We start from the raw sequence: 25,098 nt of genomic DNA on the forward strand, positions 1-25,098 counted from the left end.
GCGGCGACATGTCATGCCCTCGCGCCGGATCCCACCGGCATGTCTCCCCCTCGCGAGGGCGTCCGATCACGAAGAGAGGTCATCTCATGACGAGCAGCGAGCAGGTCGCGCTCACGTCGACGGGCTGCGCATGCGCTACGGCTCGGTCGACGTGCTGCACGATGTCACCTTCCGGGCCCACCATGGCGAGGTGCTGGCCCTGCTCGGGCCGAACGGAGCGGGCAAGACCACCACGATCGAGATCCTGGAGGGCTTCCGCACCCGCTCGCAGGGCCGGGTGGAGGTGCTCGGCACCGACCCCGAGCACGGGGACGAGCGGTGGCGGGCCCGGCTCGGGGTCGTGCTGCAGTCCTGGCGCGACCATGGCAAATGGCGCGTACGCGAGTTCCTCGCCCACCTCGGCACCTACTACGCCCCCTTCGCCACCCCGGAGATCCCGCGGCCCTGGAACCCGGACGAGCTGATCGAGACGGTCGGCCTCACCGAGCACGCCCGGAAGAAGCTCAGGACCCTCTCGGGCGGCCAGCGGCGCCGGCTGGACGTGGCGATCGGCCTCGTGGGCCGGCCCGAGCTGCTGTTCCTCGACGAGCCGACCGCGGCGTTCGACCCTCAGGCCAGACGCGAGTTCCACGACCTGATGCGCCGCCTGGTGGGCGCCGGGCAGACCACCGTCCTGCTCACCACGCACGACCTGGACGAGGCCGAGAAGCTCGCCGACCGCATCCTCGTCCTCGACGGCGGCCGGATCATCGCCGACGGCACCGCCGCCGAGCTGGCTCGGCGGATCGCCGGCCCGGACGAGGTGCGCTGGTCGCGGGGCGGTCAGCGCTTCGTCGAGACGACCGGCGACTCCACCCGCTTCGCCCGCGACCTGTTCGCCCGCTTCGGCGACGACATCCAGGAGCTGGAGATCCACCGGGCCTCCCTGGAACAGACCTACCTCACCCTGGTCCGCCAGGCCGAGACCCCCGAGGACGCCCTCCGATGAACCCCGCCACGGCGACACTGCGCGCGGGCTGGTCCCGCGGCCTGATCGAGCTGCGCCAGTCGTTCACCAACGGCGCCGAGCTGTTCTCCCACTTCCTCTGGCCGGGACTGATGCTGGCCGTCATGTTCTTCATCCGCGACATGTCGTTCGGAACCAGTGGGCTGCTGCTCGGCGCGCTGGCCCTGCCCAGCATCCTCGGCATGAACGCCGCGACCGTCATGATCAGCATGAGCCAGCAGCTGACCGCCGACCGCGAGGACGGCACCCTGCTGCGTGCCAAGGCGACCCCGCACGGCATGCCCGCCTACCTCGTCGGCAAGGTGATCTCGGTCTCCGGCGGCTTGGTCGCCGATCTGGCCATCTTCCTCGTGCCCGGCCTGCTCATCGTCGAAGGGCTGGCGATCGGGCTGGGCTCCTGGCCGGCCCTGGCCTGGGTGCTGGCGCTGGGCCTGCTCGCGACCCTGCCCCTCGGCGCGGTCCTGGGCTCGGTGTTCACCGGCGCACGCGCCCAGGGGCTCATCCAGCTGCCGTTCCTCGCCGTGATCGGCATCTCCGGCATCTTCTACCCGATCACCGTCCTGCCCGAATGGCTGCAGGCGATCGCCCAGATCTTCCCGATCTACTGGATGGGCCTCGGTGTGCGCTCGGCCCTGCTGCCGGACTCGGCGGCCGCGGTGGAGATCGGCGAGTCCTGGCGGCACCTGGAGACCGTCGGCGTGCTGGGCGCCTGGGCGGTGCTCGGCCTCCTGCTGGCGCCGGTGCTGCTGCGCCGGATGGCGCGCGGGGAGTCCGGCTCCGGCGTGGCGGCCCGCCGCGAGCGGGCCCTCCAGCGGATCGGGTGACGCCACCACCCCCGGCCGGGTTTATCCCGTTGCGTGCCGAAGGTCGGACATGTCAGCGTCAAACCTGCTGGACGGTGATGACGGTGCAGGTGGTGTGGGATGAGGTATGCGGGGCTCGCGCTCGCGTTCATGTCTTCGTCGTGTTTCGCGTTCTCGGGGCCGATGGCCAAATACCTCATCACCGCCGGGCTGACGCCGTTCGAGGCCGTGTGGGCGCGGATGGCGGGGGCGGGGCTGCTCCTGGTGGCCGTGCTGGCCGTGACCAGGCCGCGGGCGTTGCGGATCTCCCGCTCCAGGTTGCCGTTCTTCGGGCTCTACGCGGTGATGGCGGTGGCCGGGGTGCAGTCGCTGTACTTCGTGGCGATCACGCGGTTGCCGGTGGGGATCGCGTTGCTGCTGGTGTACATGGCGCCCGTGATGGTGGTGGCGTGGGTCCGGCTCGTACACAAGATACGGCTCGCGCCGGCCGCGTACGTCGGGGCGGTCGTCGCGGTCGTGGGCCTCGGGATCGTCGCCGAGGTGTGGCAGGAGGTACGGCTGGACGCGCTGGGCCTGGTGCTGGGGCTGCTGGCGGGGGCGTGCTCGGCCGGATATTTCCTGATGAACGATAGCTTCGGGGCCGACGTGGACCCGCTGGGGCTCATCGCCTGGGGGATGACGGGGGCGGCCGTGGTGCTGATCCCGTTCGCGCGGCCCTGGGACGTCAGGTGGGAGGCGTTCACGGTGTCCGTCGCCCCCGCCGCGGATGGTCAGCGGCTGCCCGTGCTGGTGGCGTACCTGTGGATGGTGCTGGTCGCGACCGTGGTGGCGTACATCCTGGGGGTGCACGCCGTGCGGCGGCTGTCGGCCGCCGTGGGGGCCACCGTGGCGTCGCTGGAGGTCGTCGGCGGGGCGCTGGTGGCCTGGGGGCTGCTCGGGGAGACGCTGAGCGGGTTCCAGATCGTCGGCGGGTCGATCCTGCTGTCCGGCGCGCTCCTGGCCCAGACCGCGACCCGCTCCGCCTCGCGCCGCCCGGTCGTCGCCGCTTCCTGATCAGCGGTCGATGCGCGCGGCTCCGGCGGCCGGTCCCGTCTGCGTGACGGAGGCGAGGAGGGCCAGTTTGTCGGCGGTGTCGGTGCCGGGGTCCGGATGGAGGACGACGAGCGTCTGGCCGGCCGTGCCGTTGACGCCCAGCCTCTCCCGGTTCAGCCGCAGGCCGCCGACCTGGGGGTGGTCGATGTGCTTGGATGCGCCCTCGCACGTGTTCACGTCGTGGCGGGCCCAGAGCCGGCTGAAGCGGGGGCTGGCGAGGGAGAGCTCGCCGACGAGCTCGATGAATCGGGGGTCGTCCGTGTCGGTGCCGACGGACTTGCGGAAGCCGGCGACCATGCCCGCCGCGGCGTCCTCCCAGTCCGGGAAGAGGGCCTGCTCGGCGGGGTCGAGGAACACGTCCCGCAGGCGGTTGCCCCCCACCGCGAGGCGCGGTGACAGCGCGGTCGCCAGGGTGTTGGCGGCCAGGACGTCGAAGTAGCGGCCCTCGACGTACGCGGGCAGCGGGAGCGTGGCGACGAGCTTGGCGGTGCCCGGAGGGACGGTCTCCTTCCCGGGCCGGCGCCGCGGCCGCCGTGGCCGGCCGGCGCCGAGCCGCAGCAGGTACGCCGTCGCGTCGTCGTCGAGCCGCAGCACGCGGGCGAGGGACTCGAGGACCTGCGCGGAGGGGTTGCGGTCGCGGCCCTGCTCCAGGCGCAGGTAGTAGTCGGCGCTGATGCCGGCGAGCATCGCGACCTCCTCCCGGCGCAGGCCCGGCACGCGCCGCGCTCCGTGGACGGGGATTCCGGCCTGTTCAGGGGTGACGAGCTCGCGGCGGGCGCGTACGTAATCGCCCAAAAGGTGGGATTCGTCCCTCATGTCTCCACTGTAGGTTGCGCGACCTCGTACGTGCCTGGTCCTGTCACCCCCAGGATCGCGGGGGCTCTGGCTCCGGCCGAACGCGAGCGGAAACCTCACCTTCAGCACGATTACCCCACCAAGGAGCTACACCATGTCAACATATTTGCTGGTACACGGCGCCTGGCACAGCGGACAGTGCTGGGAGCGGGTGGTCCCGTTGCTGGCGTCGGCCGGGCAGCGGGTGCTCGCCCCGTCGCTGACCGGTTACGGCGACAAGGCCCACCTGCTCGGCCCCGACGTCGGGCTCGACACCCACGTCGGCGACATCGCCGGGCTGGTCACCGCGGAAGACCTCACCGACGTGATCCTCGTGGGACACAGCTACGCCGGGCTGGTGATCTCGTCGGTGGCCGACCAAGTCCCGGATCGCATCGCCCACCTGGTCTACCTCGACGCGATGGTGCCGGAGGACGGCGAGAGCGCGGTCGACGTCCAGCCCATGACGCAGGCGCTGATCGACCGCGCCGCCGGATCCGGGGCCGGCTGGCGGATCCCGCCGCTGCCCGAGCTGCCGCCGCCCATGGGCCTGTTCGGGGTCACCGACCCGGCGGACGCCGCCTGGCTGCGCACGCTGTTGTCGGATCAGCCGGTGCGCTGCCTCCAGCAACCGGTCCGGCTGGACAACCCGGCGGCGAACGCGATCCCGCGGACACACATCCACTGCGTGGCCGGCGTACCGGAGGGCATCACCCGGCGGCCCGTCCCGCCGATCCAGCCGAACGGCAGCCCGGCGCAGGTGTGGGAGCTGGAGACCGGCCACGACTGCATGATCACCATGCCGGACGAGCTCTCCGGCCTGCTGCTCAAGCTCGGCTGACCCGCTCCCCGACCCGGCCCCGGCGGCGCCCGGGCCGGTCGACGCCGACCACCGGCCGGTCCCGCCGGGCGAGCTGTCGCACACGGCCCTGGTGAGCAACCTGGTCAACCGGGTGCAGCCGATCCTGCGCCACGACCTCGGCGACCGGGTCCTGACCCGTCCCGACCCCTGCCCGTGCGGCAGCCCCCTGCCCGCGATCCGGGTCCAGGGCCGCGCCGCCGACGTGCTCACCTTCCCCGGCGGCCACGACGAGGGCGGGCCCGTGAGCCGGCCTGCTCACCGAGCACAAGGCCGAGCACGTCACGACCGCCTCAGGCCCCGCGCGTCAGTCCGCCGTCCAGGGGCGGAGCTTGTCGGGGTTCGACACCGCCCACACGTGCGTGATCCGGTCGTCCGCGAGGTCGAAGGCCATCACCCCCACGGTGACGCCGTCCTGCTGGACCACCAGGCCGGGCTGACCGTTGACCGTGCGCTCCAGGAGCGCCAGTCCGGGCACCTTCTCGAAGCCCTTGACCAGGAAGCGAGCGAGCCGCGCAGCGCCGACGATCGGGCGGCGAATGGTCCCGCCCACGCCGCCGCCGTCGGCGATCCCCGTGACGTCGGGGGCGAGCAGGCCGACGAGGGCGTCGATGTCCTTGCTCTCCCAGGCCCGCTTGAAGTCCCGGACGATGCCGGCCTGCCGGGCGTTCGGCGTCGCGGGGGCCTGGGCCTCCCGGATGCGGCGGCGGGCCACCGAGGCCAGCCGGCGGCAGGCGCCCGGCGTACGGCCGACGATCTCGGACACCTCGTCGAAGGAGTAGCGGAAGACGTCGTGCAGGATGAACGCGACGCGTTCGGCCGGGTTCATCGATTCGAGCACGACCAGGAAGGCCATGTTGATCGACTCGTCGAGGGTGACGCGGTCGGCGGGGTCCCCCTCAGGGCTCGTCCACTCCATACGGTCCGGCACCGGCTCCGGGACCCACTCGCCCACATAGCGCTCCCGGCGGACCCGGGCCGAGCCGAGCAGGTCGAGGCAGATCCGGCTGGCGACCGTCGTCAGCCAGGCGCCGGGGGTCTCGATGGCCTCCTGCTGCTGCCGCGACATGGCGTACCAGCGGGCGTACGTCTCCTGCACGACGTCCTCGGCCTCCGCCAGGGAGCCCAGGAGCCGGTACGCCAGGTTGATCAGCTGCCGGCGCTCGCTCATGATCGCGCTCAGAGCCGGATCGACCTGGCCGTCCCCTGGCTCGGTTCTCGTGGTCATGCTTGTCGCCGGCCTTCCTTCTGCACGTGGCTGCCCTCATCACACCCGACGAGACAGCACCCCGGAATGTGATGCGACGCGGGAAGCTGACATTCTGCCGGGTCACGTCGTCGTACTCGCAGCGGGACCGCGTAACCCCCTTCCCTTCCAGGAGCGAGTAAGCCATGACGACCACGACCCCTCTCAGCGCGCTGACCGGCGACTACGTCCTCGACACCGCCCGCACCCGGATCGGCTTCGTCGCCCGGCACACGATGGCCACCAGGGTGCGCGGGCAGTTCGACGCGTTCGAGGGCCGCGTCCATCTGGACGGCGACGACCCGTCGAGGTCGAGCGCCGAGCTGACGGTCCAGGCGAGGAGCGTCCAGACGCGCAACCGGCGGCGCGACGAGCACCTGCGCCGCCGGTTCCTGGGCCTGGACGACCACGCGACCGTGACCTTCGTCTCGGCCGGGGTGGAGCGGGTCGGCGACACCCGCTTCAGGATGACCGGTGACCTGACCATCCGCGGCGTGACCAGGCCGGTCACCGTCGACGTCGAGCTGACCGGCGCGCGGGGCGACCAGGTCGCCTTCCGGGGCGGCGTCACGGTCAACCGCATGGACTGGGGCGTGAACTGGAACGCCGCGACCGCGGTCATGGTCGGCCCCGAGGTGGCGCTGGAGTTCGACGTCGTCGCGATCCGGCGTTCCTGACCCGCCCCGCCGGGCACCCGCCGCGTACCGGAAGACGTTGCCGGCGCCGACGGTCAGCTTCGCGGCGCCCTGCTGGAGCGGCTCGGCGGCCCGGCCCGCCCCGACGGCTGGGGCCTGGCCTTCCGCCCCGGCACCCGGCTCGCGGAGCTCCCCACCGGCCACACCGTCCACGAGAGCGACCCGGCCGGGTTCTCCGCGATCGTCCGCGAGTTCCTCACCGGCTGAGCGTCGGAGGCGTTCGCCGAGACCCGGTGACTCACCATGCGCGGAGGATCGGCTACTTGGTTTCGGCCTTTACCGTAATGCCCTCTTGACGCGACATGGCGCGCGTTTCAATATTTCGGTCATGACCTTAATCAAACGATCGTTAGCGACCGGGCTGGCGGCCGTGCTCGCCGCGTTCACCGTCTCGGCTCCTGCGGACGCCACCGCCCGCCGGATCGAGGACCTGGGGATCCCCCTCGAGGACGTGCTGCTGATCGGCGGCGTCGTGGCGGCGGGGCCGGGCGGCGAGACCGTCCTGTGGGGCGCCTCCTCCGGCGATCCCGCTCACCTCAACGCCGTCGACCCCGCCACGGGCGCCGAGAAGGCCAGGTACGACCTGCCGGGCGCAGGCGGTTCGTGGGCCCTGGAGGCCACCCCCGACGGCAGCGTGTACGCGGGCACGTACGGCGACGGCCGCCTCTACCGCTGGACGGACGGCGGCGGGATCACGGATCTCGGCCGGCCCCTGGCCTCGGAGAACTTCATCTGGTCCGTGGCCGCGGGCGAAGGCGCCACGGTCTACGGGGGCACCTCCCCCGGCGGCCGCCTGTTCGCCTACGACCCCGCGACGGGGGTGCGCGACTACGGCCGGCTCTCCTCGTCCCACGCCTACGTCCGCAGCGTCGCCTATGCCGACGGGAAGATCTACGCGGGCACCGAGGCCCCCGCCGCCGTCTTCGAGATCGACGCGGTCTCCGGCGCGGCCAGGCAACTCCCCGTGCCCGACGGCCTGGATCCCGCGGGCAAGTGGGCCTACGACGTGAACGTGGCCGCCGGTCACCTCTACGTGCGCTACGGCGGCGCGTCCCCCGGGCCGCTGCACGTGTGGGACATCGCCGCCGGACGGTGGAGCGACGTCCTGGAATCCGCGCACGGCCTGGACGTCTCGCCCCCCGACCAGGACGGCGCCGTCTACCTGGTCAGGGACGGCGAGCTCGTCCGCTACGACGCGAGGACCAAGACCACCACGGGGACGGGGGTGCCGATCACGGGCCGCGTCGCCAACACGCGCGGCATCGGCTGGGCGGAGCTGGGCCTGCCGGACTATCCGGGCAAGAGCGTCGTCGGCCTGCTCTGGCGCGGCCTGATGTTCCGCTACAACCCGCAGACCGGGGCCAAGTCGTTCGTGCAGACGGGCGTCAGGGGTGAGCCCATCGACGTGACCGCCCTCGCGGAGGGCCCCGACCGGCGCATGTACGCCGGAGGGTTCCTCAACGGCGGCTTCGCCGCGCTGGACCCGGAGACCGGCGAGCGGGCCGAGTTCCACACGTTCTCCCAGAGCGAGGACATGACCGCGCACGACGGCAAGCTCTACGTCGGCGCCTACCCCGAGGCCAGGGTCTACGCCTACGACCCCGAGCTGCCGTGGCACAGCACCGAGTACTCCCCCAGCCCGGAGCCGGGCCCCGCGCCGAACCCCGCCCGGCTGTTCGACTTCGCCTCCGACCACCAGATCCGCCCGCGGGCGCTGGCCTCGGCGGGCCGCTATCTCGCCGCCGGCACCATGCCCGACCTGGGCCATCTGGGCGGCGTGCTGGCGATCTGGGACCCGCGTACGGGGGCGCTCAAGCACGCCGAGCGTAACGTGGTCAAGGACCAGAGCATCGTCTCGCTCGCCTACCGCGACGGCGTGCTGTACGGCGGCACCTCCATCTACAGCGGCCAGTCGGCCACGCCGCCGACGCAGCCGGAAGCCAAGGTGTTCGCCTGGTCGGTGAAGGAGGACCGGCTGCTGTGGGAGATCGTCCCCGCCACCGGCAAGCCGGCCGTCCCGGCGCTGACGTTCGACGCGCTGGGCCGGCTGTGGGGCATCGCGGGCGGCGAGGTGTTCTCCATCAGCACGACGGCCCGCAAGGTGACCCAGCGCGTCACGCTGTCGGACAGCAAGAGCGCGAGCGGGCAGCTCACCTTCAACCGGCGTGACCTGACCCTGTACGGAGCGCACGCCGGCCAGTACGTCTTCTCCCTGAACCCGCTGACCGGACGGCACGCCGTGGTGAAGCAGGGACCCGTGCACCAGCTCGCGGTGCACGGGTCCGGAGACGTCTACTTCGCCGAGGGGCCACGCCTGTTCCGGCTGACCCGTCAGCAGATCCGGTAGGTGTAGAAGTTCTCGAAGCGTGACAGGTAGAGGTGGCCGTCAGGGCCGAGGAGGAGGTTGGAGATCGGGCGGGCGATGAGCGTGAACGCCATCGTCCCCGGATCTATCCGGTACGCCTTCCCCTGCACCTTGCCCCAGAGGAACCCCTGGTGGAACACCAGGTTGGTGTCGAGCCAGACTTGCGTGGCGGTGGCCCACGGGTAGGTCTGGTGCTTGACCGAACGGACCGTCCGCCCGGTCGCCGGGTCGAGCTCGAACAGCGTGTCGGGGGTCAGCCCCCACAGCCGCCCCTCGCCGTCGAAGGCGATCGAGCCGAGTGCCAGGTCGCCGGCGACCGGGGTGGTCCGCCACAGCACGGCGTCCGTGGCGACGTCGTACGCGAACGCCGCCGCCTCGCCCTGGGGAGTGGCGGTGCCGCCGAAGGCGGAGGTGGCGCCGTAGATCACGCCGTCGCGGTAGGCCAAGCCCACGACGCTGTGGCCGGGGACGATGTTCCGCCTGATCACCGACCGGCCGGTGGCGGGATCGAGCAGGCCGAGCGCGCCGCCCAGCGTGCCCGACTTGGGCACCGTGCCGAAGGCGAGCCAGTCGCCGGCCGAGATCATCGCGAACGGGCGGTCCTGTTCCTGGCCGCCGAGGTCGAGCAGCAGCCGGGGCGCGTTCCCGTCGAACTCGTAGATGCGGGCTCCCGGATAGACGCCGAGGTAGAGCTTGCCCTTGTGGGTGACGATGCCCTCACTCTGGCCGACGTCCGGCCAGTTCTGCGTCTGCCCGCCGGCGGGGTCGTAGGCCGCCAGGCCGCCGGTGAAGAAGCCGCCGGCGTAGACGCGGCCGTCCGGCCCCGTGCCGAGGGAACGGATGCTGACGTGCTGGCCGGTCAGGGTCGCGTCGAGCAGCTCGCCCTGGCCCTTCTTGCGGTCGAAGTGCCAGATGCGGCCCGTCGAGCTGGTGCCGACGAGCGTGTGACCGACCCAGCCGAGGGGGCGGGCCGCGCCGTCACCATAGTCCTTGAAGCCCAGCTTCGTGATCTTTTCGGACTTGAGGTCGTACTTGACGAGCTCGTCGTTCTGGAACAGGTAGAGGTCGGCGCCGAGGCGGCCACCTCCGACGGTCAGGCTGTCGACGTCCTCGACGACGTCCTTCCACCTGCTCGTGACCAGGTCGTACACGCCCATCGGGTTGGCGCCCGTGGAGGTGACGAAGCGGACCAGCAGGTAACGGCCCGCCACGTCCACGTCGTAGGCGTAGCCGTTGCCCTGGACGGGCGGGTCGATCACCCGCTCGACCGTCCCTTCGCGGGTCAGCACCGCGACCTTCATGCTGAGCGCGCCGACGCCGGCGTACACGGTGCCGTCCTCGCCGACGGCGAGGTCTCGCACGAACTGGTCGCCGGGCACGGGGCTGCCGAGGTCGGTGCTGCGGCCGGTCGCGGTGTCGTACCGGAAGAGCTTGCCCGACGGCGAGGTGCCGCCGTAGACGGCAGATCCGTCGGGGGTGGCGGCCACCGTCCAGACGAACGTCTCGGTCGCGATGGGAATGCCCAGCTCGCTCACCTGGTCGGTGGCCGGGCTGTAGCGGAAGAGGCGGCCCATGGCGCCGGCCGTGGCGTTGTAGCTCCCCACGTAGACGGAGTGGTCGGGGGCCACGGTCACGGCCCACGAGCCCAGCGCCAGGGGCAGCGGCCGCTCGCCGATCAAGCGGCCGTCCCGTGCGTCCCGGATCCCCAGCAGCGCCGGGCCGGAGGCGCTGGAGGTGACGGAGTAGACGCGGGGGCCCTGCGGGTACCGGGCGTCCAGGGCGGTGCCCGCGGTGGTGGCGCCGGTGAGGGGCAGCGTGCCGAGAGTGTGGAAGCCACATCCCGTGGGTGGGGACGCGGTCGATTCGGCCCGGGCCGGAGAGGAGATGGATAAGGCGACGAGCAGCGCCACCAGGATGACCCGCATGGAGACCTCCGCGATCGTTAGATAACGGACCCGACCGTAATTCGCTCAGCGGATCCTGGCAAGAGGGTGTCCCCACTCCCGTCGCCCGGCGCCCGGCGGCAGGTGGCTCAGCGGAGCGCGAGTGCGGCTCGGGCGGCCAGGGCGGCCTGGGCGGCGACGCCCGGGATGCTCGCGGTGATGAACGAGCCGCCGCCGGCCAGGTCGCCGACCACGTGCAGGCGCGGATCGGCCGGCACCAGCCCGCCGGCGGGGTGCGGCGCCGCCAGGCCGCCCGCCACCAGGGAGCCGGCCAGGGACGCGGCCGCGGGCGGCACCGACCGGGGCGGCGGGTTCACGGCGTTGACGACGACGTCCGCGTCCCACGTACCGTCGTCCCACGTACCGTCGTCGCAGCGCACCCGGAACCGCCCCCGCGCCGCTTCGATCTCGCGCACGCCCCTGGCCACGGTGAGCTGCCCGCTGTCGAACAACCCCATCAGGATGGACGCGTTCACCGGCACCATGGGCTAGGCCAGGCTGGTCGCCAGCCGGAAGTGGCGCCGCAGCCGGACGCGGTCGGCCTCGGGCAGCAGCCGCCAGGCGTACGGTCCGACACTGTGCGCGGCCGACTGCAGGACGCGGCGGCCGATCTCGGGATCGCCGACGGCGGCGAGCTCCCGCCGCAACCGCCGGACGGGATCCTCCGACGGGGCCGCCAGCACGCCGGCCGCGAAGTCGTCGAAGTCCTCACCCGCCTCGGCCAGCTCGGCGCGCAGCAGCCGGACGAGGTCGTCCAGCGTGACGGCGCCGTGTTCGCGGTGCAGCGCCGCCACCCGCTCGGCGGTTACGTACCGCGGCTGGTGGCCGAGGGGGCGCTGCCAGACGTACGGCAGCAGGCCGCTGCGCGACACCAGCCGGATCGGGCCGGTGTGGCCGCGCGCGGCGAGCGAGACGACGACGTCGACCGCGGTCAGCCCGCTGCCGATGACCGCCACGGCGCTCCCCGCGGCCACCCCCTCCAGCGTGCGCGCCAGCGGGTACGGGTCGGCCACGAAACCCGGGGCCCCGCCGAGGCCGTAGAGGTCCTCGGGCGTCCCGGCGCCCACGCACAGGACCACGTGATCGGCTTCGCGCGCCTGCCCGTCCTCGGTGCGCAGCACCGGCCGCTCCCCCGAGCCGGCCAGCGCGGTGACGCGGGCCGGGACCACGTCCACGTGCCACCCGCGGCCGCGCAGCGTGGCCAGGGCCGTCTCGGCGGTCCGCGCCAGGTACCCGCCGTAGACCGCGCGGGGGACCAGCGGCTGACCCAGCAGTGCGTCGAGGTGAGCCGGCCCACGCTCGCCCAGCCAGGCCGCGTAGTGGCCGAAGTCCCCCGGGCGGATCGACATGAGGGCGGGCGGGGAGTTGACCAGCACCGAGTCCAGGTCGGGCGCGTACGCGCGGCCTCGCCACAGGTGCGCCGACGGCTCGAACACCGTGACGCCACCGGACCCCGGGGCGGTGGCGGCCAGCTGGTCCAGCAGCGCGACGGCGGCGGCGCCCCCGCCGACGATGGCGATGTCCATGTCTGTCCTCTCGTAGCGTCTCCTGAGGTCCTGAGCCTTCCGGTCACCGCCGCCGATCCCCATCCCCCGCCTCGGGCGACCGCCGGGCGGTGATCCCCCCAAACGGGGGGTTGGCGCCGGGCGGAGGATCGGGCAGGCTTCACCGGCGTACACAGCACAGGAGGGAGCCCTGGTGACCGAGCGGCGCCGCCATGCCGAGGTGATGTCCGCCGCCGAGCGCGCCGGCGACGCGCTGGAGCTGTTCAGCCGCGCCTCGGACAGGCTGCGGCGGCTCGTTCCGTACGACGCGGCCGTGTGGACCGCCACGGATCCCGAGACCGGCCTCGTCACCGCGCCCATGCTGGTGGACAACCTCGGCTCCGGCGAACGCTGCGGCGCCTACTGGGAGAGCGAGCTCCTGGAGGAGAACGTCCTGGCGTTCCGGGACCTGGCCCGGGCCGCCGTTCCCGCGGCCGGTCTGCGCGCGGCCACCGGCGACCTGCCCGCGCGCAGTGCCCGCTTCCGCCGCCTGCTGGGAGCCCAGGGCGTGGACGACGAGCTGCGTGCCGTGCTGCGGACCGGCGATCGGCCGTGGGGTGTGGTCAGCCTCTTCCGGATGCGGCCGGGCGCGGCGTTCGGCCCGGACGAGGTCGCGCTGCTCGCCGATCTGTCCGCGCCGCTGGCCGACCGGCTCCGCCGGTTCGCCCGTCCCGCCGCGCCAGGCGGCGCGACCCGCGCGTCCGCTCCCGGGCTGCTGCTGTTCGACGAGTACGGCGAGGCCACGTCCATCAACGAGGAGGCGCGCCACTATCTCGCGCTGCTGACTGACGGCCCCTCCGTGCCGTCGGCCCTGGGGCTGAGCCTGCCCATCTGGGTGGTCGGCACGGCCCTGCAGGCGCGGGCCATCTCCCGCGGCCGCGACCGCGGCACCGCCCGGGTACGCATCCGCACCGTCGACGGCCGGTGGCTGACCTGCCACGCCTCCTGCCTCACCGGCCCGGGCGGGCGGCCGGGCCCGGCGGCGCTCGTCATCGAGCCGGCGGCCCCCGCCGACCTGGCGGTCATCGTCACGCAGGCGTACGGGCTGACGCCGCGCGAGCTCGAGATCGCCCGGCTCGTCGCGCAAGGGCTGCCCACCGCCGGGATCGCCGCGGCGCTGTTCCTGTCCCCGCACACCGTCCGCGGTCACCTCAAGGCCGTCTTCGGCAAGACGGGGGTCTCCAGCCGGGGCGAGCTCGTCGCGCGGCTGTTCGCCGAGCGGTAGGTCCGGGCTCCCCGCACACCCCGGACTCCGATCGGTGGATTGGCGCGGCTGGTACGTGAGCCGGGATCTGCGGCACGGCGGTGGAACGGGGTGGCACGCCCATGGGATGTAGGCCCACTGATCGAGCCACGAGGAGATCCCATGACCTACCGGATGAAGAAGCTGCTGGTCGCGCTGGCGGCGGTCACGCTGACCGGTGCCGGCGCCGCCGTCGCCGCGCTGCCCGCCTCCGCCGGCGCGACCGTGCAGGCCGGCGCCCTGTTCAACGGGTTCGCCAAGAACCTGGACGAGGACGTCGCGCTCGCCGACGCCGAGAGCGCCGCCAGGCTGAACGCGCTGAAGCACGGGTTCACCGAGTGCGACGTGTTCGAGTCGGTGGTCTCCCAGGATCCGCGCACGCTGGTGTTCTTCGCGGTGGTCACGGTCCGCTGCGTGGACGCGGCCTAGTCAGGCAGCGCCGGGACCCGCCGAAAACCGGTGGAGTCACCGGCGCCCGCCGCTGCCGTCCGCCGACGTGACGCCACCCGGTCCCTGCCGTCCCGCCGCCCTTTCGCACGCCGGATGAATAGGGTTGTCACATGCCTGACGCACCCGATTCGAGCGCCCGGCGCAATGCCGAGGTGGTCCGTCGCTATCTCCGGATCTTCGAGACACGCCAGGTAGCCGACCTTGAGGAGCTTGTAGCGGAGGATGTGCTCATCCACGGCGCGGGACAGCACGTGCGAGGACGGCACCACCCCGAAGGGGCGATTCTGACCCCCGGATTGTCGAACTGCCGCGTACGCATCGACGATCTCTTCGCGGCCGAGGACCGGGTGACCGTGGCCTTCACGTTGACCTACACGCACGACCGCACGGGGAGGGACCTGACCATGACGGGGATCAAGTCATACCGACTTCGAAGAGGCAAGATTGTCGAGTTCTGGGGTGAGACCGACGTGTACGGTCTGTTGCGCCAGGCGAACCTCGTCCCTGACGAGATCCCGGCCTTCTGAAGGTTCGCGTAACGTCACCGCCCGCCACCTGGGACCACGCCTCCTCAGATGACCTTGCCGGGGTTGAGTATCCCGGCCGGGTCGAGGGCCGACTTGATCGCGCGGTGCAGTGCCAGCACGTCCTCGCCCAGCTCGGCGTGCATGCCGCGCTTCTTCAGCAGGCCCACGCCGTGCTCGCCGGTGACGGTGCCGCCGAGCGCGATCGCGTCGTCCAGGATCGCCTCGAACGTGAAGTCGGGGTCGCGCCGCGCGTCCACCGCCGCCCTGATCTTCTGGATCATGTCCTCCTCGGCGATGACATGGCGGCCCAGCATGTGCCCGCAGCGCTTGGGGAAGGTCTGGTCCTCGATGTGCATCGCCGCCGCGCCGGCCGCCTCGTACTCGCGTACCGCGCGCCGTACGTTGAGCGGGTTGCCGTAACCGGTGTCGGCGTCGGCGATCAGCGGCAGGTCCACGGCCTCGGCGAAGGCGGCGACCCGTGCCACCATCTGCGTCAGCGTCAGATAGCCGACGTCGGGCCGGCCCAGCACGCTGGCCGAGGTCTGGAAACCGCTGAGGTAGATCGCCCGGAAGCCCAGCTCCTGGGCCAGCCGGGCGCCGGTCCCGTCGTACGCGCCGGGCGCCACCAGGATCTCGGGAGCGCCGATCAGCTCCCGCAACCTGGTCGTGTGTCGTGTCATGTGCCCTGTCCCCCGTCCCCTCGTCCCGCGCCCCCTACCCGGCGCCCGCCACCGGTCACGTGAGCCTCGACGAGCCCCGGATGCGCCCCTCCCGGAACCCCGTCACGGCGATATGAGGAACCCACTGGACGGCCCCGCGCGCAGGCGCTTCGGTGTGAACCATGCGCGTCGTCGGATTCTGGCTCTTCTTGCTGATCGTCGTCGTGGCGACGCTGGCCAAGCTGGAGCGCGGCCTGGCGATGGGCGTGCTCGCCACGATCGTCGCCGTCGCCGCGTGCGTGACGGTGGCCGTGCTCTGGTCGAGGTGGGGCCGGCGGCTGAGCGCCGGGGGACGCAAGCGCAGGCGGCGGACGCTGTACGCGGTCGTGATCCTGCTCAGCGTCGGCTGGGCGGCGGCCAACGGCCTCGGATCCGTCCTGGCGCAGTGGGGGAACGGCGGGAGCACCGAGGAGGTCCGGCTGGGGTTCACCACCATGCTGTGGTGGGGGCGGATCGGCAAAGGGCTGCAGTTCGCCGCCGGCCTGGTCGTCCTGATCGACCTTGCCGACCCGGACAGGCTGCGCGAGGCGGGCAAGCGGGCCCGGCTCCGGCAGCGCGGCATCGACCCGAGGATCGCCGAGCGCCGGAGCACCGACACCAACCTCCGGATGGCCGCCTGGCTGCACGAGCACATCGTCACCCGCCCGCTGCTGGTGGGGCCGCCCATCGGTGGCGTCCAGCACGCGCAACACGGTGATCCCGTCCTGGTCGACGCCGAGAGCGTGGTGGACGTGCCGGACGAGGCGCCGTTCAGCCTGCTCGACCACCGCGTCCTCCATGCCCGGTTCAGCGGCGAGGTCGACGGGCGGGCGATCACCTCCGAGGACGAGAAGCGGCTGTACGCCATGGTGTGGGAGCTCATGACCGAGCGCCTCACCGCCGGGGAGGCCGCACGGCTGCACCGGACCCGCAGATGGCGGTCGATGGGACGCACGGCCCTGCTCGCCGGATTCTTCCTCTTCTTCGGAGCGGTGCTGGTGTCGGCCTACGCCCAGGTGTACCTGGGTGACTGGTTCACCCTCGCGTCCGGCGTGATCGCGGTGGCCATCGTGGCGGTGTTGTCCCAGGGTGAGGGCGAGCTCTACGAGCGCTGGCTGCACGCCGTCCACCTGCCCGCGAGGGTCGTCACCGAAGGGCTCGCGAGGCTGCTCGACCGCGAACGCCCGGCCCACCCGCTGCGGTGGTTCGGCCTGTTCCTGTTCGTCTACGGCTTCGCCCTGGACCTGCTCGCTTCCTAGGCCGTGCGCACCGACGCCCGCCCGGACCGGCGACGGCGGGACGGCCGGGCAGTCCGTACTTACCTGCGCACGCGAGACGAGACGTACCGTCTCGTGTTATGGTGAAGCCCTCCTGAACCCGGACCGATGAGGATGACGCCATGCCCCGATTGACCGACCCCCTACGCCGCGACGAGACCTTCGTGGCGGTCACGGACGGCAACCGCCTGTGGGTGGAGACGGCCGGCGACCCGGAGCGTCCAGCCCTGTTGCTGGTGATGGGCGCCAACGCGAGCGGGCTGGGCTGGCCCGACGAGCTGGTCGAGCTGCTGGCCCGCGACCACTTCGTCGTCCGCTACGACCACCGCGACACCGGACGCTCCACCCATGCCTTCGACGAGCGCCCCTACCCGATCCGGGCGCTGGCGGACGACGCGATCGCGGTCCTCGACGCGCTGCGGATCGCGCGTGCCCATGTGGTCGGGATGTCTCTGGGCGGCACGCTGGTGCAGTTGCTGCTCCTGGACCACCCGGACCGGCTGCTGAGCGCCACGATCTTCGGCTCCGCCCTGCTCGGCGGCGCGGCCCCCGATCCGGCCATCGCCGACGACGACCTGCCCGGGCCGGACCCCCGGCTGCTCGCCCTGTGGGCGGAGCTCGGTCAGGAGCGCGACCAGGAGGCGGAGCTGCGCTGGCGCGTCGAGCACTGGCGGGTGCTGAACGGCGACGTCCTGCCGTTCGACGCCGAGGAGTTCGCCGGGCTCGAACGCCGGATCGCCGCCCACAGCGGCACCTGGCGCGGTCCCGTCGCCCATGCCCTGGCCGACCAGTCGGGCATGGCCCGCGGGGCCGAGCTCGCGCACGTCACGGTGCCCACCCTGGTGATCGACGCGCCGGAGGACCCCATCACCCCGCCGCCGCACGCCGCCCGGCTGGCCCGTGCCATCCCCAGCGCCACCCTCGTCACCGTGCCCGGCCTCGGCCACGCCCTGCCCCGCGCGGTCGTACCGTCCCTCGCCGCGGCGATCACCGCACACACCGGCCGCCCTTCGTGACACGGTCGAGGCACCACCCACACAGCAGCACGCCGACCTGACCGAGCGGGCTAGAGCGGACCGGCGTCGCGGGTCGTCGGCATCCGCTCGGGCGGGGCGCCGTCGAGCCGGTTCCCGGTCCGTACGCTGTGCAGGACGTCCCGGACCGCGGCGATCACCAGCTCGGGATCGTCGTGCCGGTGGCGAGCAGGCTCCTGGCCGCCGGTGCCCGGAACGCTCCGTACCCGACCTTGGCGTGCTCTATCGTCTGCTGAGCGACCGCTGATCGGAAAGGACCCCCCCTTGCGTATCGAGCACAAGCCCGCCACCGGCGGCGACGAGCTGGTCGAGCGGGTGCATGCCCTGCTGGCGGCGCCCCGGCCCTGGTCCGTCACCCAGGTGGGCGACCCCGTGCTGCGCCGCCCGGCCCAGCCGTACGACGGCCAGCTCCCCGACGGCCTGCTGCGCAAGCTGCTCGACGCGATGTTCCTGCACCTGCCGGGCGTCGGGGTGGGGCTCGCCGCGCCGCAGGTGGGCATCCCGCTGGCGCTGGCCGTCATCGAGGACCCCGCCGACGTGCCGCCGGAGATCGCCGCGGAGCGCGAGCGCGTGCGCCAGCCGCCGCTGGAGCTCGTCAATCCCGTCGTCACCCCCTTGGGGTCCCGCTATCACGCCTTCTACGAGGGGTGCCTCAGCGTCGAAGGGCTGACCGCCGTCGTCCCGCGCCATGCGGAGGTGCGGCTGTCGGCGCTCGACGGGAACGGGCACGCGTACGAGATGGAGCTGTCCGGCTGGCCGGCCCGGATCGCCCAGCACGAGACCGACCACCTCAAGGGCATGCTCTACCTCGACCGCGCGGAGCCGCGCTCCCTGTCGACCACCGCCAACTACGAGCGCTTCTGGGCTCCCCCGCAGGCCCAGGGCTGACGACCGGCCCGGCGATCCACCGGCCGCTCAAGGAGGAGGCGCGGCGATCCGTACGCGGTCGCCGTCACCGTCGGACAGGAACGCCGCCAGCGCCCGCCCCTGCTCGGCCACGGCCTCGCGGTCGGCCGGGGAGAAGGGGCGCAGCGGGAGGACGGTCACGGTGCCGGCCTCGGCGTTCCAGGTCGCGGCGACCCGGCCGTCGACGAGGACGACGCGGGCGCCGGCGACCGACAGGCCGCGGTGGGCGTCGTCGATGATCCGGCCGCGGTCGTGGTAGCCGAGGATCGCGTTGTCGAAGGCCGGCAGGAACCGTACCGGGGCGGGGGTGTCGGGGTCGGGGCGCGGCGCGCCGGGCAGGTCCAGCAGCTCGCGGCCCCGCTCGTCACGGAAGGCGACCAGCTCCCCGCGCATCGCGGCCACCGCGCCCGGCAGCCCGGCCAGGCCGCACCAGGCGCGCAGGTCGGCCGTGGCGGCGGGACCGAACGCGGCCAGGTAGCGCCGTACGAGCGCCTGGCCCACCGGGTCGCCGCCGTCCGGGGGCAGGGGGTCGATCTCGCGGCCCAGCCAGGACGAGAGCAGCGCGTTGCGCACTCCCGCCCGCGCCCGCCACACCCCACGCGGCGGCAGCTGCACCATCGGCAGGAGCGCGGCCACCAGCATCTCCCCCAGCGCCCGCGGCCCCGGCTCGGGCCACCGCCCCGCCAGCGCCCGGGCGAGCTCGCCCATCGAGCGGGGCTCGCCGTCGGCCATCACCGCCAGGCCCGCCGCGGCGAGCTCGCCGAGGTCCACCCCGGCGAGCTCGCGGCGGTAGGTCCCCAGCACCCGCTGACGCAGCATGGCGTCGTGGCGGGCCCGCCAGGCCAGGACGTCGTCGGCGGCGAGGAGGTGGACGGTGCGCCGCATGAGGTGGGTACGCACCACGCGCCGCCCGGTCAGCAGGTCGGAGAGCACCGCCGGGTGGAACGCGCGCAGCCGCGACCAGAGCCCGACGAACGGTTCCTGCGGTTCCTGCGCCTGCAGTCCGCCGAGGTGCGCGACGGCGTCCAGGGCCGGCATGTCGGAGCGGTCGAGCAGCAGTTGCCGGGCGAGCGTCGCGCGGTTGAGCGCCCGGGTTCCGAGAACGGTCATGCCGCGACGCGCTCGCCGGCCGGCCGCCGCCGCAGCGCCGCCCGGGTCAGGGCCGGCGGCCGGTAGGCGACGTCGAGCGGGCCGATGTCGGTGCCGGGAGGCACGATCTCGTCGATCCTGTCGAGGAGGTCGTCGCCGAGGACGGTGCCGGCGCCGGCCAGCAGGTCGTCGAGCTGCTCCATGGTGCGCGGACCGATGATCGCCGAGGTGACGCCCGGGTGGGCGACCGCGAACGCCATCGCCAGGTGGGTCAAGGGGATCGCGGCCTCCTCGGCCAGCAGGGCGAGTCGCTCGACGGTGTCGAGGGTGCGCTGGTCGGTCATGTGCCTGGGCACCCAGGCCATCCGGTTCCCGGAGGTCCGCACCTCGCGGCCCTTGCGGTAGCGGCCGGTGAGCAGGCCCATGGCGAGCGGGCTCCACACGAGCGCGCCCATGCCGTAGCGCTCGCAGACCGGCAGCACCTCGCGCTCGACGCCGCGGTTGACCAGCGAGTACGGCGGCTGCTCGGTGCGGAAGCGCGCCAGGCCGCGCCGCTCGGCCACCCACTGGGCCTCGACGATGTCCGCGGCCGGGAAGTTGGAGGTGCCGATGGCGCGCACCTTGCCGCTGCGCATGAGGTCGGTCAGCGCGGAGAGGGTCTCCTCGATGTCGGTCCGCGGGTCCGGGTGGTGGATCTGGTAGAGGTCGATGTGGCCCGTACGCAGGCGGCGCAGCGAGTGCTCGACCTCGGTGACGATCCAGCGCCGGGAGTTGCCGGCCCGGTTGGGGTCGTCGCCCATCGGGCCGTTCACCTTGGTGGCCAGGACGATGTCGTCGCGGCGGCCCTTGAGCGCCTTGCCGACGATCTCCTCGGTCTCGCTGTAGGAGTAGACGTCGGCGGTGTCGATGAAGTTGATCCCGGCGTCGACGGCCCGGTGGATGATGCGGGCGCAGTCGTCGTGGTCGGGATTGCCGACCCGGCCGAACAGCATGGTGCCCAGGCAATAGGGGCTGACCTGTATTCCGGTGCGTCCCAAAGGCCGCATTCTCATGTGGATGTCCCTTCGATCTTCCTCTGGGGGCGTGGTGCGGCGTCCCGCACCACGCCGGACGCTCAGCCGTTGTATTCGCTCGCGACGTCCACGACCCAGACGACACCGAAGCGGTCCCTGAGCATCCCGTAGAGCGGGGACCACTGCGCGGGCTCCAGCGCCCGCACGACGGTCGCCCCGGCGGAGAGCTTCTCCCAGTACGCGGTGACCTCCTCCGCGGTGTCGCCGCGCAGGGAGACGAAGAACGCGTTCTCACCCTGGTCCCACGGCATCCCCGCGGGCACGTCGTACGCCATCACGTGGAAACCGCTGTCCGCGGCCACCTGGCCCCACATCACCTGGTCCGCCGCGGCGGGGTCGTCAACGTTCCCGGCGTCCTTGTAGGTGACGACGGCGAGGTGACCGCCGAACACGGACCGGTAGAACTCGAGCGCCGCGCGGGCGTCGCCCCGGAAGTTCAGGTGGGTGACGGACTTGACGGACATTCTTGGCTCCTGACTTCGATCATTCGTCGTGCACGCCGTCGTCCGGCGCGGGACAAACAGTCGCAGGAGTAGCGGTCAGGGTGTGGCCGCTACTTGCGGCAACATGGAGGGCATGCCGAAAACTTCAGCGCGGCTGCTGGCGTTGCTCTCGCTGCTCCAGACGCGCCGGGACTGGCCGGGAGCGCTGCTGGCCGAGCGGCTGGACATCAGCCCGCGCACCGTGCGCCGCGACGTCGACCGCCTGCGCGAGCTCGGATATCCGATCATGACCTTCAAGGGGCCCGACGGCGGATACCGGCTGGAGGCCGGCGCGGAGCTGCCCCCGTTGCTGTTCGACGACGAGCAGGCCGTCGCCCTGGCCGTCGCGCTCCAGATCGCGGCCACGTCAGGGGCCGGCATCGAGGAGGCCGCGTCGCGCGCGCTGAACACCGTCCGCCAGGTCATGCCCGCGCGGCTGCGCCACCGGATCGACACCCTCCGGGTCACCGCCGTCGAGCCGCCCGCGACCCGGCCGGAGCCGCCGGTCGACGGCGGCGTGCTCACCGCGCTCGGCGCCGCCGTCCACGCCCGCGAGGTGCTGCGCTTCGACTACGCCCAGCCGGGAGCCGACAACGGCGGCGGGCAGGCCCCGCCGCGCCGGGTGCAGCCGCACCACCTCGTCACCTGGGGCGGGCGCTGGTACCTCGTCGCCTGGGACCTCGACCGCGAGGACTGGCGCACCTTCCGCGCCGATCGGATCACCCCGCGCACGCCCACCGGGCCCCGCTTCACCCCGCGCGAGCTGCCCGGAGGTGACGTGGCCGGCTTCGTGAGCGGCCGGTTCCGCGGCTCCGACGGCTCGGGCGACTGGCCCTGCCGCGGCGAGGTGATCCTCGACCTGCCCGCCGACATGGTGTCCGGCTACACCCGCGACGGCGTCGTCGAGGCGCTCGGCCCGGACCGCTGCCGGGTGGTCCTGGGCTCGTGGTCCTGGCCCGGCCTGGCCGCCGCCGTCGGCAGGTTCGACGCCGACATCGAGGTCGTCGGGCCGGCCGAGCTCAAGGACGCCTTCGCGCTCCTGGCCCGCCGTTACTCCGCCGCCGCGACCGGCGCGCCCGCCCCGCCCCGCCGCCCGTGAGCCCGCGAGCCCGTGAGCCCGTGAGCCCGCGAGCCCGTGAGCCACTTCCGGGACCGGCCACCCCCAGGCGTATCTTCGATTTGAAGATACTCCGGAGTGGAGGAAATATGGACGTCCTTGTCATAGGCGCCGGCGTCGGCGGCCTGGCCGTGGCCCGCGTGCTGCTGGCGGCCGGTCACCAGGTGCGGGTCTTCGAGCAGGCCCCGGCGCCCCGGACGGGCGGCAAGGCCTTACTCGTCTGGAGCAACGGCAACGCCGTGCTGGAGGATCTTGGCGTGAGCCTGGCCGGCGCCGGGGCCCGGATCGACCGGATCGACGGGCTGGCCTCCGACGGCCGGCTGCGTACCACCATGGACATCGCCCACGCGGCCGACCGGTACGGCTTCCCCACCCAGGCCGTCCCCCGAAGCCTCCTGCAGGATCGCCTGACCGACGGGCTGCCCGGCGACCTCGTCCGCTACGGCGTCGCCTGCCGGGACGTCACCCAGGACGGCGACCGGGTCACCGCGGCCTTCGCCGACGGGTCGACCGCCACGGGAGACCTGCTCATCGGGGCCGACGGCCACCACTCGGTCGTACGGCGGCAGCTGTGGGGCGACGGCACCGTCCGGCCGGCCACGTTCGGCACGTGGCAGGGGCTGAGCCCGATCGGGATCGACATCACCGACACGACCCGGCACCTCATGATCTCGGGCCGGGAGGGCGCCTGCGGGCTCATGCCGGCCGGGAAGGGCCTGCTGCAGTGGTGGTTCGACGTACGCTGGTCACCCGCCGACCCGCGGCCGGCCGCGCCGCTGGCCGAGCTCAGGCGCCGGTTCGGCCACTGGGCCTCGCCCGTTCCCGAGGTGCTCGCCGCCGCCACCAAGCAGGACCTGGAGTTCTTCGGCCACCACTGGAACAGGGTCCGCAAGGTCTGGGGCGAGGGCCGCGTCACGCTGGCCGGCGACGCCGCCCACACGATGCCGCCCACCCTGGGGCAGGGCGCCAACCAGACGCTCGAGGACGCGTGGGTGCTCGGGCGCGAGCTCGCCAAGGGCGGCGACCCGTCGGTACGGCTGCGCGCCTACGAAAGGGCCCGCTACCCGCGCATCTCCCTGGTCTCCCGGCTGGCCAGGCGCAATCCCGCCAACTGGCGCATCCCGCCGATGATCGCCCGGCTGTTCCCCGAGACGATGCAGACCGCCATGCTGGCCCGCTTCAGCAACCGCCTCTCCGATCTTCCGGGGCGGGTGACGCAGGGGTAGGCTCGGGCCCGTCCCGCGTGCAGAGGGGGTCGTGACGTGACCGTGACGGAAGACGATCATGACGGCCGGTCGTCGGCCTGGCACGCGGCCTGGGAAGTGCTGGCCCCCGTGACAGACCTGGTCACGCCGATGGCGGTGCGGGTCGCGGCCTCGCTGGGGCTCACCGATCTGATGGCCGGCGACGCGGTGCCCGTCGAGGAGCTGGCCCGCCGGTCCGGCACCGACGCCGACGCGCTGGCCCGGCTGCTGCGGCTCCTGGTCTGCCGGGGCGTGTTCACCGAACGGGAGCCGGGCAGGTTCGCCGTCAACGGGCCCGCCGCGCTGCTGGCGTCCGGCCACCCGTCCGGCATGCGGGAGCGGCTCGACCTGGGCGGCTTCGGGGGGCAGATGGACCTGGCCTTCACCGGCCTGCTGCACACGGTCCGCACGGGGCAACCGGCGTGGGAGACGGTCTTCGGCGCCCCGATCTGGCGCTATCTCGCCACGAACCCGCAGATGGGCGCGTCCTTCGACGCGATGATGGCCTCCGTGGCCGACGAGGTCGCCGACGCGGTGCAGGCGTACGACTGGTCCGGCGTGCGGCACGTGGTCGACGTCGGCGGCGGCACCGGGGCCCTGCTCGCCGGCCTGCTGCGCGCCGACCCGGACCTGCGGGCCACGCTCGTGGACCTGCCGGACACCGTGGAGCGGGGCCGGCGGCACCTGGCCGAGAGCGGCCTGGAGGCGCGGTGCGAGTTCGCCGGCCAGAGCTTCTTCGATCCGCTGCCCGCCGGGGGCGACGTGTACGTGGTCAGGCGGGTGGTGCACGACTGGGGCGACGACGAGGCCGTACTGATCCTGCGCCGGTGCGCCGAGGCGGCCGGACCGCACGGACGGGTCGTGGTGATCGACACACCGGGCGATGCCGACGCGGCCATGTTCGCCGAGATGAGCCTGCGCATGCTGGTGCTCAACGGCGGACGCGAGCGCACCGCCGACGACTACGCCGCCATCACCGCCGAGGCCGGGCTCCACCTCGCCGGAGTCCGCAGCACCCCGCTCGGCCACCTCCTCCTCGACTGCGTCCCCCTGGTCAGCCGAAGCTGATGACCGACCGCCTGCCGGAGTGCCCCTCGGCCATGGCGTCGAGCGCCGTGTCGGCGTCGCGCAGGCCGATCGGGGTGAACTCGGGCAGGATGCCGTGCGCCACCGAGAACGCGAGGGTGTCCCGCGCGTCATGCGGGGAGCCGGACGGATTGATCAGGGTGTGCAACCGGTTGAGCGCCATTGCGCACATCAGCGGGGCCGCGGCGACCGGGTCGAGCCCTTCCGGCAGCGGGGTCACGAAGTCGGCCACGACACGCCGGGACCGGCGGCGGCCACCACGCCGGTGATCTCGTGGCCGGGCACGACCGGGAAGCGGGCGATGGGCCAGTGACCCTGGAGCACGTCCAGGTCCGTGTAGCAGACCCCGCACGCGGTGATCTCGACCAGGACCTCGCCCGGGCCGGGTTCGGGCACGTCGCGTTCGGTGACCGTGAGCGGCGCATCGGCCGCGGTGGCAATGGCCGTGAACATGAGTGGACCTCGGTTTCGGGTTGTCTCTGTAA

General features: G+C 73.0%; 27 protein-coding genes. 15 read left to right on the top strand and 12 right to left on the bottom strand.

What is annotated here, in order from left to right; all coding sequences use genetic code 11:
• Positions 1 to 130 precede the first annotated feature (130 nt).
• From ACBJ59_RS00275 to ACBJ59_RS00285, 3 genes are all read left to right on the top strand, one after another.
• Positions 131 to 988, top strand: a complete 858-nt coding sequence (locus ACBJ59_RS00275) for an ABC transporter ATP-binding protein (RefSeq protein ID WP_375108130.1) — start codon at positions 131 to 133, stop codon at positions 986 to 988.
• The gene (locus tag ACBJ59_RS00280) at positions 985 to 1,830 is read left to right on the top strand and encodes an ABC transporter permease (protein WP_375108131.1); all 846 of its coding nucleotides are present in this window, start codon (positions 985 to 987) and stop codon (positions 1,828 to 1,830) included. The genes ACBJ59_RS00275 and ACBJ59_RS00280 overlap by 4 nt, the downstream gene beginning before the upstream one ends.
• A gap of 99 nt (positions 1,831 to 1,929) precedes the next feature.
• Positions 1,930 to 2,862 (top strand): DMT family transporter, encoded by a 933-nt coding sequence (locus tag ACBJ59_RS00285; RefSeq protein ID WP_375108132.1) that lies wholly within the window; start codon positions 1,930 to 1,932, stop codon positions 2,860 to 2,862.
• Here ACBJ59_RS00285 and ACBJ59_RS00290 read toward each other — a convergent pair whose 3' ends face one another.
• Positions 2,863 to 3,717 carry a helix-turn-helix domain-containing protein gene (locus tag ACBJ59_RS00290; RefSeq protein ID WP_375108133.1) on the bottom strand — a complete coding sequence of 285 codons (855 nt, stop codon included), beginning with the start codon at positions 3,715 to 3,717 and terminating at the stop codon, positions 2,863 to 2,865. It abuts the gene before it with no gap.
• Between the two features lie 133 nt (positions 3,718 to 3,850).
• Between ACBJ59_RS00290 and ACBJ59_RS00295 the strand changes: the two genes are divergently transcribed.
• Positions 3,851 to 4,576, top strand: coding sequence for an alpha/beta fold hydrolase (locus ACBJ59_RS00295; protein ID WP_375108134.1), 726 nt, complete (start codon positions 3,851 to 3,853; stop codon positions 4,574 to 4,576).
• Here ACBJ59_RS00295 and ACBJ59_RS00300 read toward each other — a convergent pair.
• Together ACBJ59_RS00300 and sigJ are read right to left on the bottom strand one after the other, a co-directional pair.
• Entirely contained in the window at positions 4,563 to 4,856 is a 294-nt protein-coding gene (locus ACBJ59_RS00300) for a hypothetical protein (protein ID WP_375108135.1), read from the bottom strand. The genes ACBJ59_RS00295 and ACBJ59_RS00300 overlap by 14 nt on opposite strands.
• Before the next feature lie 45 nt (positions 4,857 to 4,901).
• Positions 4,902 to 5,822 carry an RNA polymerase sigma factor SigJ gene (gene sigJ / locus ACBJ59_RS00305; RefSeq protein WP_375108136.1) on the bottom strand — a complete coding sequence of 307 codons (921 nt, stop codon included), beginning with the start codon at positions 5,820 to 5,822 and terminating at the stop codon, positions 4,902 to 4,904.
• Positions 5,823 to 5,986: 164 nt separating this feature from the next.
• Here sigJ and ACBJ59_RS00310 point away from each other — a divergent pair, with 164 nt between their 5' ends.
• The gene (locus ACBJ59_RS00310; protein ID WP_375108137.1) at positions 5,987 to 6,517 is read left to right on the top strand and encodes a YceI family protein; all 531 of its coding nucleotides are present in this window, start codon (positions 5,987 to 5,989) and stop codon (positions 6,515 to 6,517) included.
• 346 nt (positions 6,518 to 6,863) lie between these two features.
• The gene (locus ACBJ59_RS00315; RefSeq protein ID WP_375108138.1) at positions 6,864 to 8,882 is read left to right on the top strand and encodes a hypothetical protein; all 2,019 of its coding nucleotides are present in this window, start codon (positions 6,864 to 6,866) and stop codon (positions 8,880 to 8,882) included.
• On the opposite strand, the gene ACBJ59_RS00320 is transcribed toward ACBJ59_RS00315, so the two are convergent.
• The 3 genes from ACBJ59_RS00320 to ACBJ59_RS00330 form a co-directional block, all read right to left on the bottom strand.
• Entirely contained in the window at positions 8,867 to 10,825 is a 1,959-nt protein-coding gene (locus ACBJ59_RS00320) for a hypothetical protein (protein WP_375108139.1), read from the bottom strand. The genes ACBJ59_RS00315 and ACBJ59_RS00320 overlap by 16 nt on opposite strands.
• Before the next feature lie 107 nt (positions 10,826 to 10,932).
• Positions 10,933 to 11,319, bottom strand: a complete 387-nt coding sequence (locus ACBJ59_RS00325; protein WP_375108140.1) for a hypothetical protein — start codon at positions 11,317 to 11,319, stop codon at positions 10,933 to 10,935.
• A gap of 12 nt (positions 11,320 to 11,331) precedes the next feature.
• A complete protein-coding gene (locus ACBJ59_RS00330; protein ID WP_375108141.1) occupies positions 11,332 to 12,369 on the bottom strand; it encodes an FAD/NAD(P)-binding protein in 1,038 nt (345 codons plus the stop codon).
• A 172-nt stretch (positions 12,370 to 12,541) separates the two neighbouring features.
• Here ACBJ59_RS00330 and ACBJ59_RS00335 point away from each other — a divergent pair, with 172 nt between their 5' ends.
• The 3 genes from ACBJ59_RS00335 to ACBJ59_RS00345 all read left to right on the top strand — a co-directional run bounded on the left by ACBJ59_RS00335 (position 12,542) and on the right by ACBJ59_RS00345 (position 14,607).
• Positions 12,542 to 13,612: a LuxR C-terminal-related transcriptional regulator gene (locus tag ACBJ59_RS00335; RefSeq protein ID WP_375108142.1), complete on the top strand. Its 1,071-nt coding sequence runs from the start codon at positions 12,542 to 12,544 to the stop codon at positions 13,610 to 13,612.
• A gap of 141 nt (positions 13,613 to 13,753) precedes the next feature.
• Positions 13,754 to 14,059: a hypothetical protein gene (locus ACBJ59_RS00340; protein WP_375108143.1), complete on the top strand. Its 306-nt coding sequence runs from the start codon at positions 13,754 to 13,756 to the stop codon at positions 14,057 to 14,059.
• 131 nt (positions 14,060 to 14,190) lie between these two features.
• Positions 14,191 to 14,607: an ester cyclase gene (locus ACBJ59_RS00345; RefSeq protein WP_375108144.1), complete on the top strand. Its 417-nt coding sequence runs from the start codon at positions 14,191 to 14,193 to the stop codon at positions 14,605 to 14,607.
• A 44-nt stretch (positions 14,608 to 14,651) separates the two neighbouring features.
• On the opposite strand, the gene ACBJ59_RS00350 is transcribed toward ACBJ59_RS00345, so the two are convergent.
• Positions 14,652 to 15,287 (bottom strand): isocitrate lyase/phosphoenolpyruvate mutase family protein, encoded by a 636-nt coding sequence (locus ACBJ59_RS00350; protein WP_375108145.1) that lies wholly within the window; start codon positions 15,285 to 15,287, stop codon positions 14,652 to 14,654.
• Positions 15,288 to 15,448: 161 nt separating this feature from the next.
• Between ACBJ59_RS00350 and ACBJ59_RS00355 the strand changes: the two genes are divergently transcribed.
• From ACBJ59_RS00355 to ACBJ59_RS00365, 3 genes are all read left to right on the top strand, one after another.
• Positions 15,449 to 16,564 carry a hypothetical protein gene (locus ACBJ59_RS00355; RefSeq protein WP_375108146.1) on the top strand — a complete coding sequence of 372 codons (1,116 nt, stop codon included), beginning with the start codon at positions 15,449 to 15,451 and terminating at the stop codon, positions 16,562 to 16,564.
• A gap of 140 nt (positions 16,565 to 16,704) precedes the next feature.
• Positions 16,705 to 17,598, top strand: coding sequence for an alpha/beta fold hydrolase (locus ACBJ59_RS00360; protein WP_375108147.1), 894 nt, complete (start codon positions 16,705 to 16,707; stop codon positions 17,596 to 17,598).
• A gap of 282 nt (positions 17,599 to 17,880) precedes the next feature.
• Entirely contained in the window at positions 17,881 to 18,504 is a 624-nt protein-coding gene (locus ACBJ59_RS00365; RefSeq protein WP_375108148.1) for a peptide deformylase, read from the top strand.
• A 27-nt stretch (positions 18,505 to 18,531) separates the two neighbouring features.
• Here ACBJ59_RS00365 and ACBJ59_RS00370 read toward each other — a convergent pair whose 3' ends face one another.
• From ACBJ59_RS00370 to ACBJ59_RS00380, 3 genes are all read right to left on the bottom strand, one after another.
• A complete protein-coding gene (locus ACBJ59_RS00370; protein ID WP_375108149.1) occupies positions 18,532 to 19,632 on the bottom strand; it encodes a winged helix DNA-binding domain-containing protein in 1,101 nt (366 codons plus the stop codon).
• Complete coding sequence (locus ACBJ59_RS00375; protein ID WP_375108850.1) at positions 19,629 to 20,657, bottom strand: aldo/keto reductase; 1,029 nt, start codon at positions 20,655 to 20,657, stop codon at positions 19,629 to 19,631. The genes ACBJ59_RS00370 and ACBJ59_RS00375 overlap by 4 nt, the downstream gene beginning before the upstream one ends.
• 68 nt (positions 20,658 to 20,725) lie before the next feature.
• Positions 20,726 to 21,148, bottom strand: coding sequence for a VOC family protein (locus ACBJ59_RS00380; RefSeq protein WP_375108150.1), 423 nt, complete (start codon positions 21,146 to 21,148; stop codon positions 20,726 to 20,728).
• 112 nt (positions 21,149 to 21,260) lie between these two features.
• On the opposite strand from ACBJ59_RS00380, the gene ACBJ59_RS00385 reads away from it, so the two are divergent.
• From ACBJ59_RS00385 to ACBJ59_RS00395, 3 genes are all read left to right on the top strand, one after another.
• Entirely contained in the window at positions 21,261 to 22,265 is a 1,005-nt protein-coding gene (locus ACBJ59_RS00385) for a helix-turn-helix transcriptional regulator (protein WP_375108151.1), read from the top strand.
• Positions 22,266 to 22,372: 107 nt separating this feature from the next.
• On the top strand, positions 22,373 to 23,509 hold the full coding sequence (locus ACBJ59_RS00390) for an FAD-dependent oxidoreductase (protein ID WP_375108152.1): 1,137 nt from the start codon (positions 22,373 to 22,375) through the stop codon (positions 23,507 to 23,509).
• Between the two features lie 36 nt (positions 23,510 to 23,545).
• Positions 23,546 to 24,595 (top strand): methyltransferase, encoded by a 1,050-nt coding sequence (locus tag ACBJ59_RS00395; RefSeq protein ID WP_375108153.1) that lies wholly within the window; start codon positions 23,546 to 23,548, stop codon positions 24,593 to 24,595.
• Here ACBJ59_RS00395 and ACBJ59_RS00400 read toward each other — a convergent pair.
• Both ACBJ59_RS00400 and ACBJ59_RS00405 read right to left on the bottom strand, forming a co-directional pair.
• Complete coding sequence (locus ACBJ59_RS00400) at positions 24,582 to 24,845, bottom strand: hypothetical protein (RefSeq protein WP_375108154.1); 264 nt, start codon at positions 24,843 to 24,845, stop codon at positions 24,582 to 24,584. The genes ACBJ59_RS00395 and ACBJ59_RS00400 overlap by 14 nt on opposite strands.
• Positions 24,830 to 25,066 (bottom strand): alcohol dehydrogenase catalytic domain-containing protein, encoded by a 237-nt coding sequence (locus ACBJ59_RS00405; RefSeq protein WP_375108155.1) that lies wholly within the window; start codon positions 25,064 to 25,066, stop codon positions 24,830 to 24,832. Before ACBJ59_RS00405 ends, ACBJ59_RS00400 begins: the two co-directional genes overlap by 16 nt.
• Positions 25,067 to 25,098 lie beyond the last annotated feature (32 nt).

The sequence above is a fragment of the Nonomuraea sp. MTCD27 genome, assembly GCF_041950495.1.
Classification (GTDB): Bacteria; Actinomycetota; Actinomycetes; order Streptosporangiales; family Streptosporangiaceae; genus Nonomuraea.

Coding starts and splice junctions, on each gene's coding strand:
- ACBJ59_RS00275 (WP_375108130.1), top strand. CDS start 131: ATGCGCTACGGCTCGGTCGACGTGCTGCACGATGTCACCTTCCGGGCC.
- ACBJ59_RS00280 (WP_375108131.1), top strand. CDS start 985: ATGAACCCCGCCACGGCGACACTGCGCGCGGGCTGGTCCCGCGGCCTG.
- ACBJ59_RS00285 (WP_375108132.1), top strand. CDS start 1,930: ATGAGGTATGCGGGGCTCGCGCTCGCGTTCATGTCTTCGTCGTGTTTC.
- ACBJ59_RS00290 (WP_375108133.1), bottom strand. CDS start 3,717: ATGAGGGACGAATCCCACCTTTTGGGCGATTACGTACGCGCCCGCCGC.
- ACBJ59_RS00295 (WP_375108134.1), top strand. CDS start 3,851: ATGTCAACATATTTGCTGGTACACGGCGCCTGGCACAGCGGACAGTGC.
- sigJ (WP_375108136.1), bottom strand. CDS start 5,822: ATGACCACGAGAACCGAGCCAGGGGACGGCCAGGTCGATCCGGCTCTG.
- ACBJ59_RS00310 (WP_375108137.1), top strand. CDS start 5,987: ATGACGACCACGACCCCTCTCAGCGCGCTGACCGGCGACTACGTCCTC.
- ACBJ59_RS00315 (WP_375108138.1), top strand. CDS start 6,864: ATGACCTTAATCAAACGATCGTTAGCGACCGGGCTGGCGGCCGTGCTC.
- ACBJ59_RS00320 (WP_375108139.1), bottom strand. CDS start 10,825: ATGCGGGTCATCCTGGTGGCGCTGCTCGTCGCCTTATCCATCTCCTCT.
- ACBJ59_RS00330 (WP_375108141.1), bottom strand. CDS start 12,369: ATGGACATCGCCATCGTCGGCGGGGGCGCCGCCGCCGTCGCGCTGCTG.
- ACBJ59_RS00340 (WP_375108143.1), top strand. CDS start 13,754: ATGACCTACCGGATGAAGAAGCTGCTGGTCGCGCTGGCGGCGGTCACG.
- ACBJ59_RS00345 (WP_375108144.1), top strand. CDS start 14,191: ATGCCTGACGCACCCGATTCGAGCGCCCGGCGCAATGCCGAGGTGGTC.
- ACBJ59_RS00350 (WP_375108145.1), bottom strand. CDS start 15,287: ATGACACGACACACGACCAGGTTGCGGGAGCTGATCGGCGCTCCCGAG.
- ACBJ59_RS00355 (WP_375108146.1), top strand. CDS start 15,449: ATGCGCGTCGTCGGATTCTGGCTCTTCTTGCTGATCGTCGTCGTGGCG.
- ACBJ59_RS00360 (WP_375108147.1), top strand. CDS start 16,705: ATGCCCCGATTGACCGACCCCCTACGCCGCGACGAGACCTTCGTGGCG.
- ACBJ59_RS00370 (WP_375108149.1), bottom strand. CDS start 19,632: ATGACCGTTCTCGGAACCCGGGCGCTCAACCGCGCGACGCTCGCCCGG.
- ACBJ59_RS00375 (WP_375108850.1), bottom strand. CDS start 20,657: ATGCGGCCTTTGGGACGCACCGGAATACAGGTCAGCCCCTATTGCCTG.
- ACBJ59_RS00380 (WP_375108150.1), bottom strand. CDS start 21,148: ATGTCCGTCAAGTCCGTCACCCACCTGAACTTCCGGGGCGACGCCCGC.
- ACBJ59_RS00385 (WP_375108151.1), top strand. CDS start 21,261: ATGCCGAAAACTTCAGCGCGGCTGCTGGCGTTGCTCTCGCTGCTCCAG.
- ACBJ59_RS00390 (WP_375108152.1), top strand. CDS start 22,373: ATGGACGTCCTTGTCATAGGCGCCGGCGTCGGCGGCCTGGCCGTGGCC.
- ACBJ59_RS00405 (WP_375108155.1), bottom strand. CDS start 25,066: ATGTTCACGGCCATTGCCACCGCGGCCGATGCGCCGCTCACGGTCACC.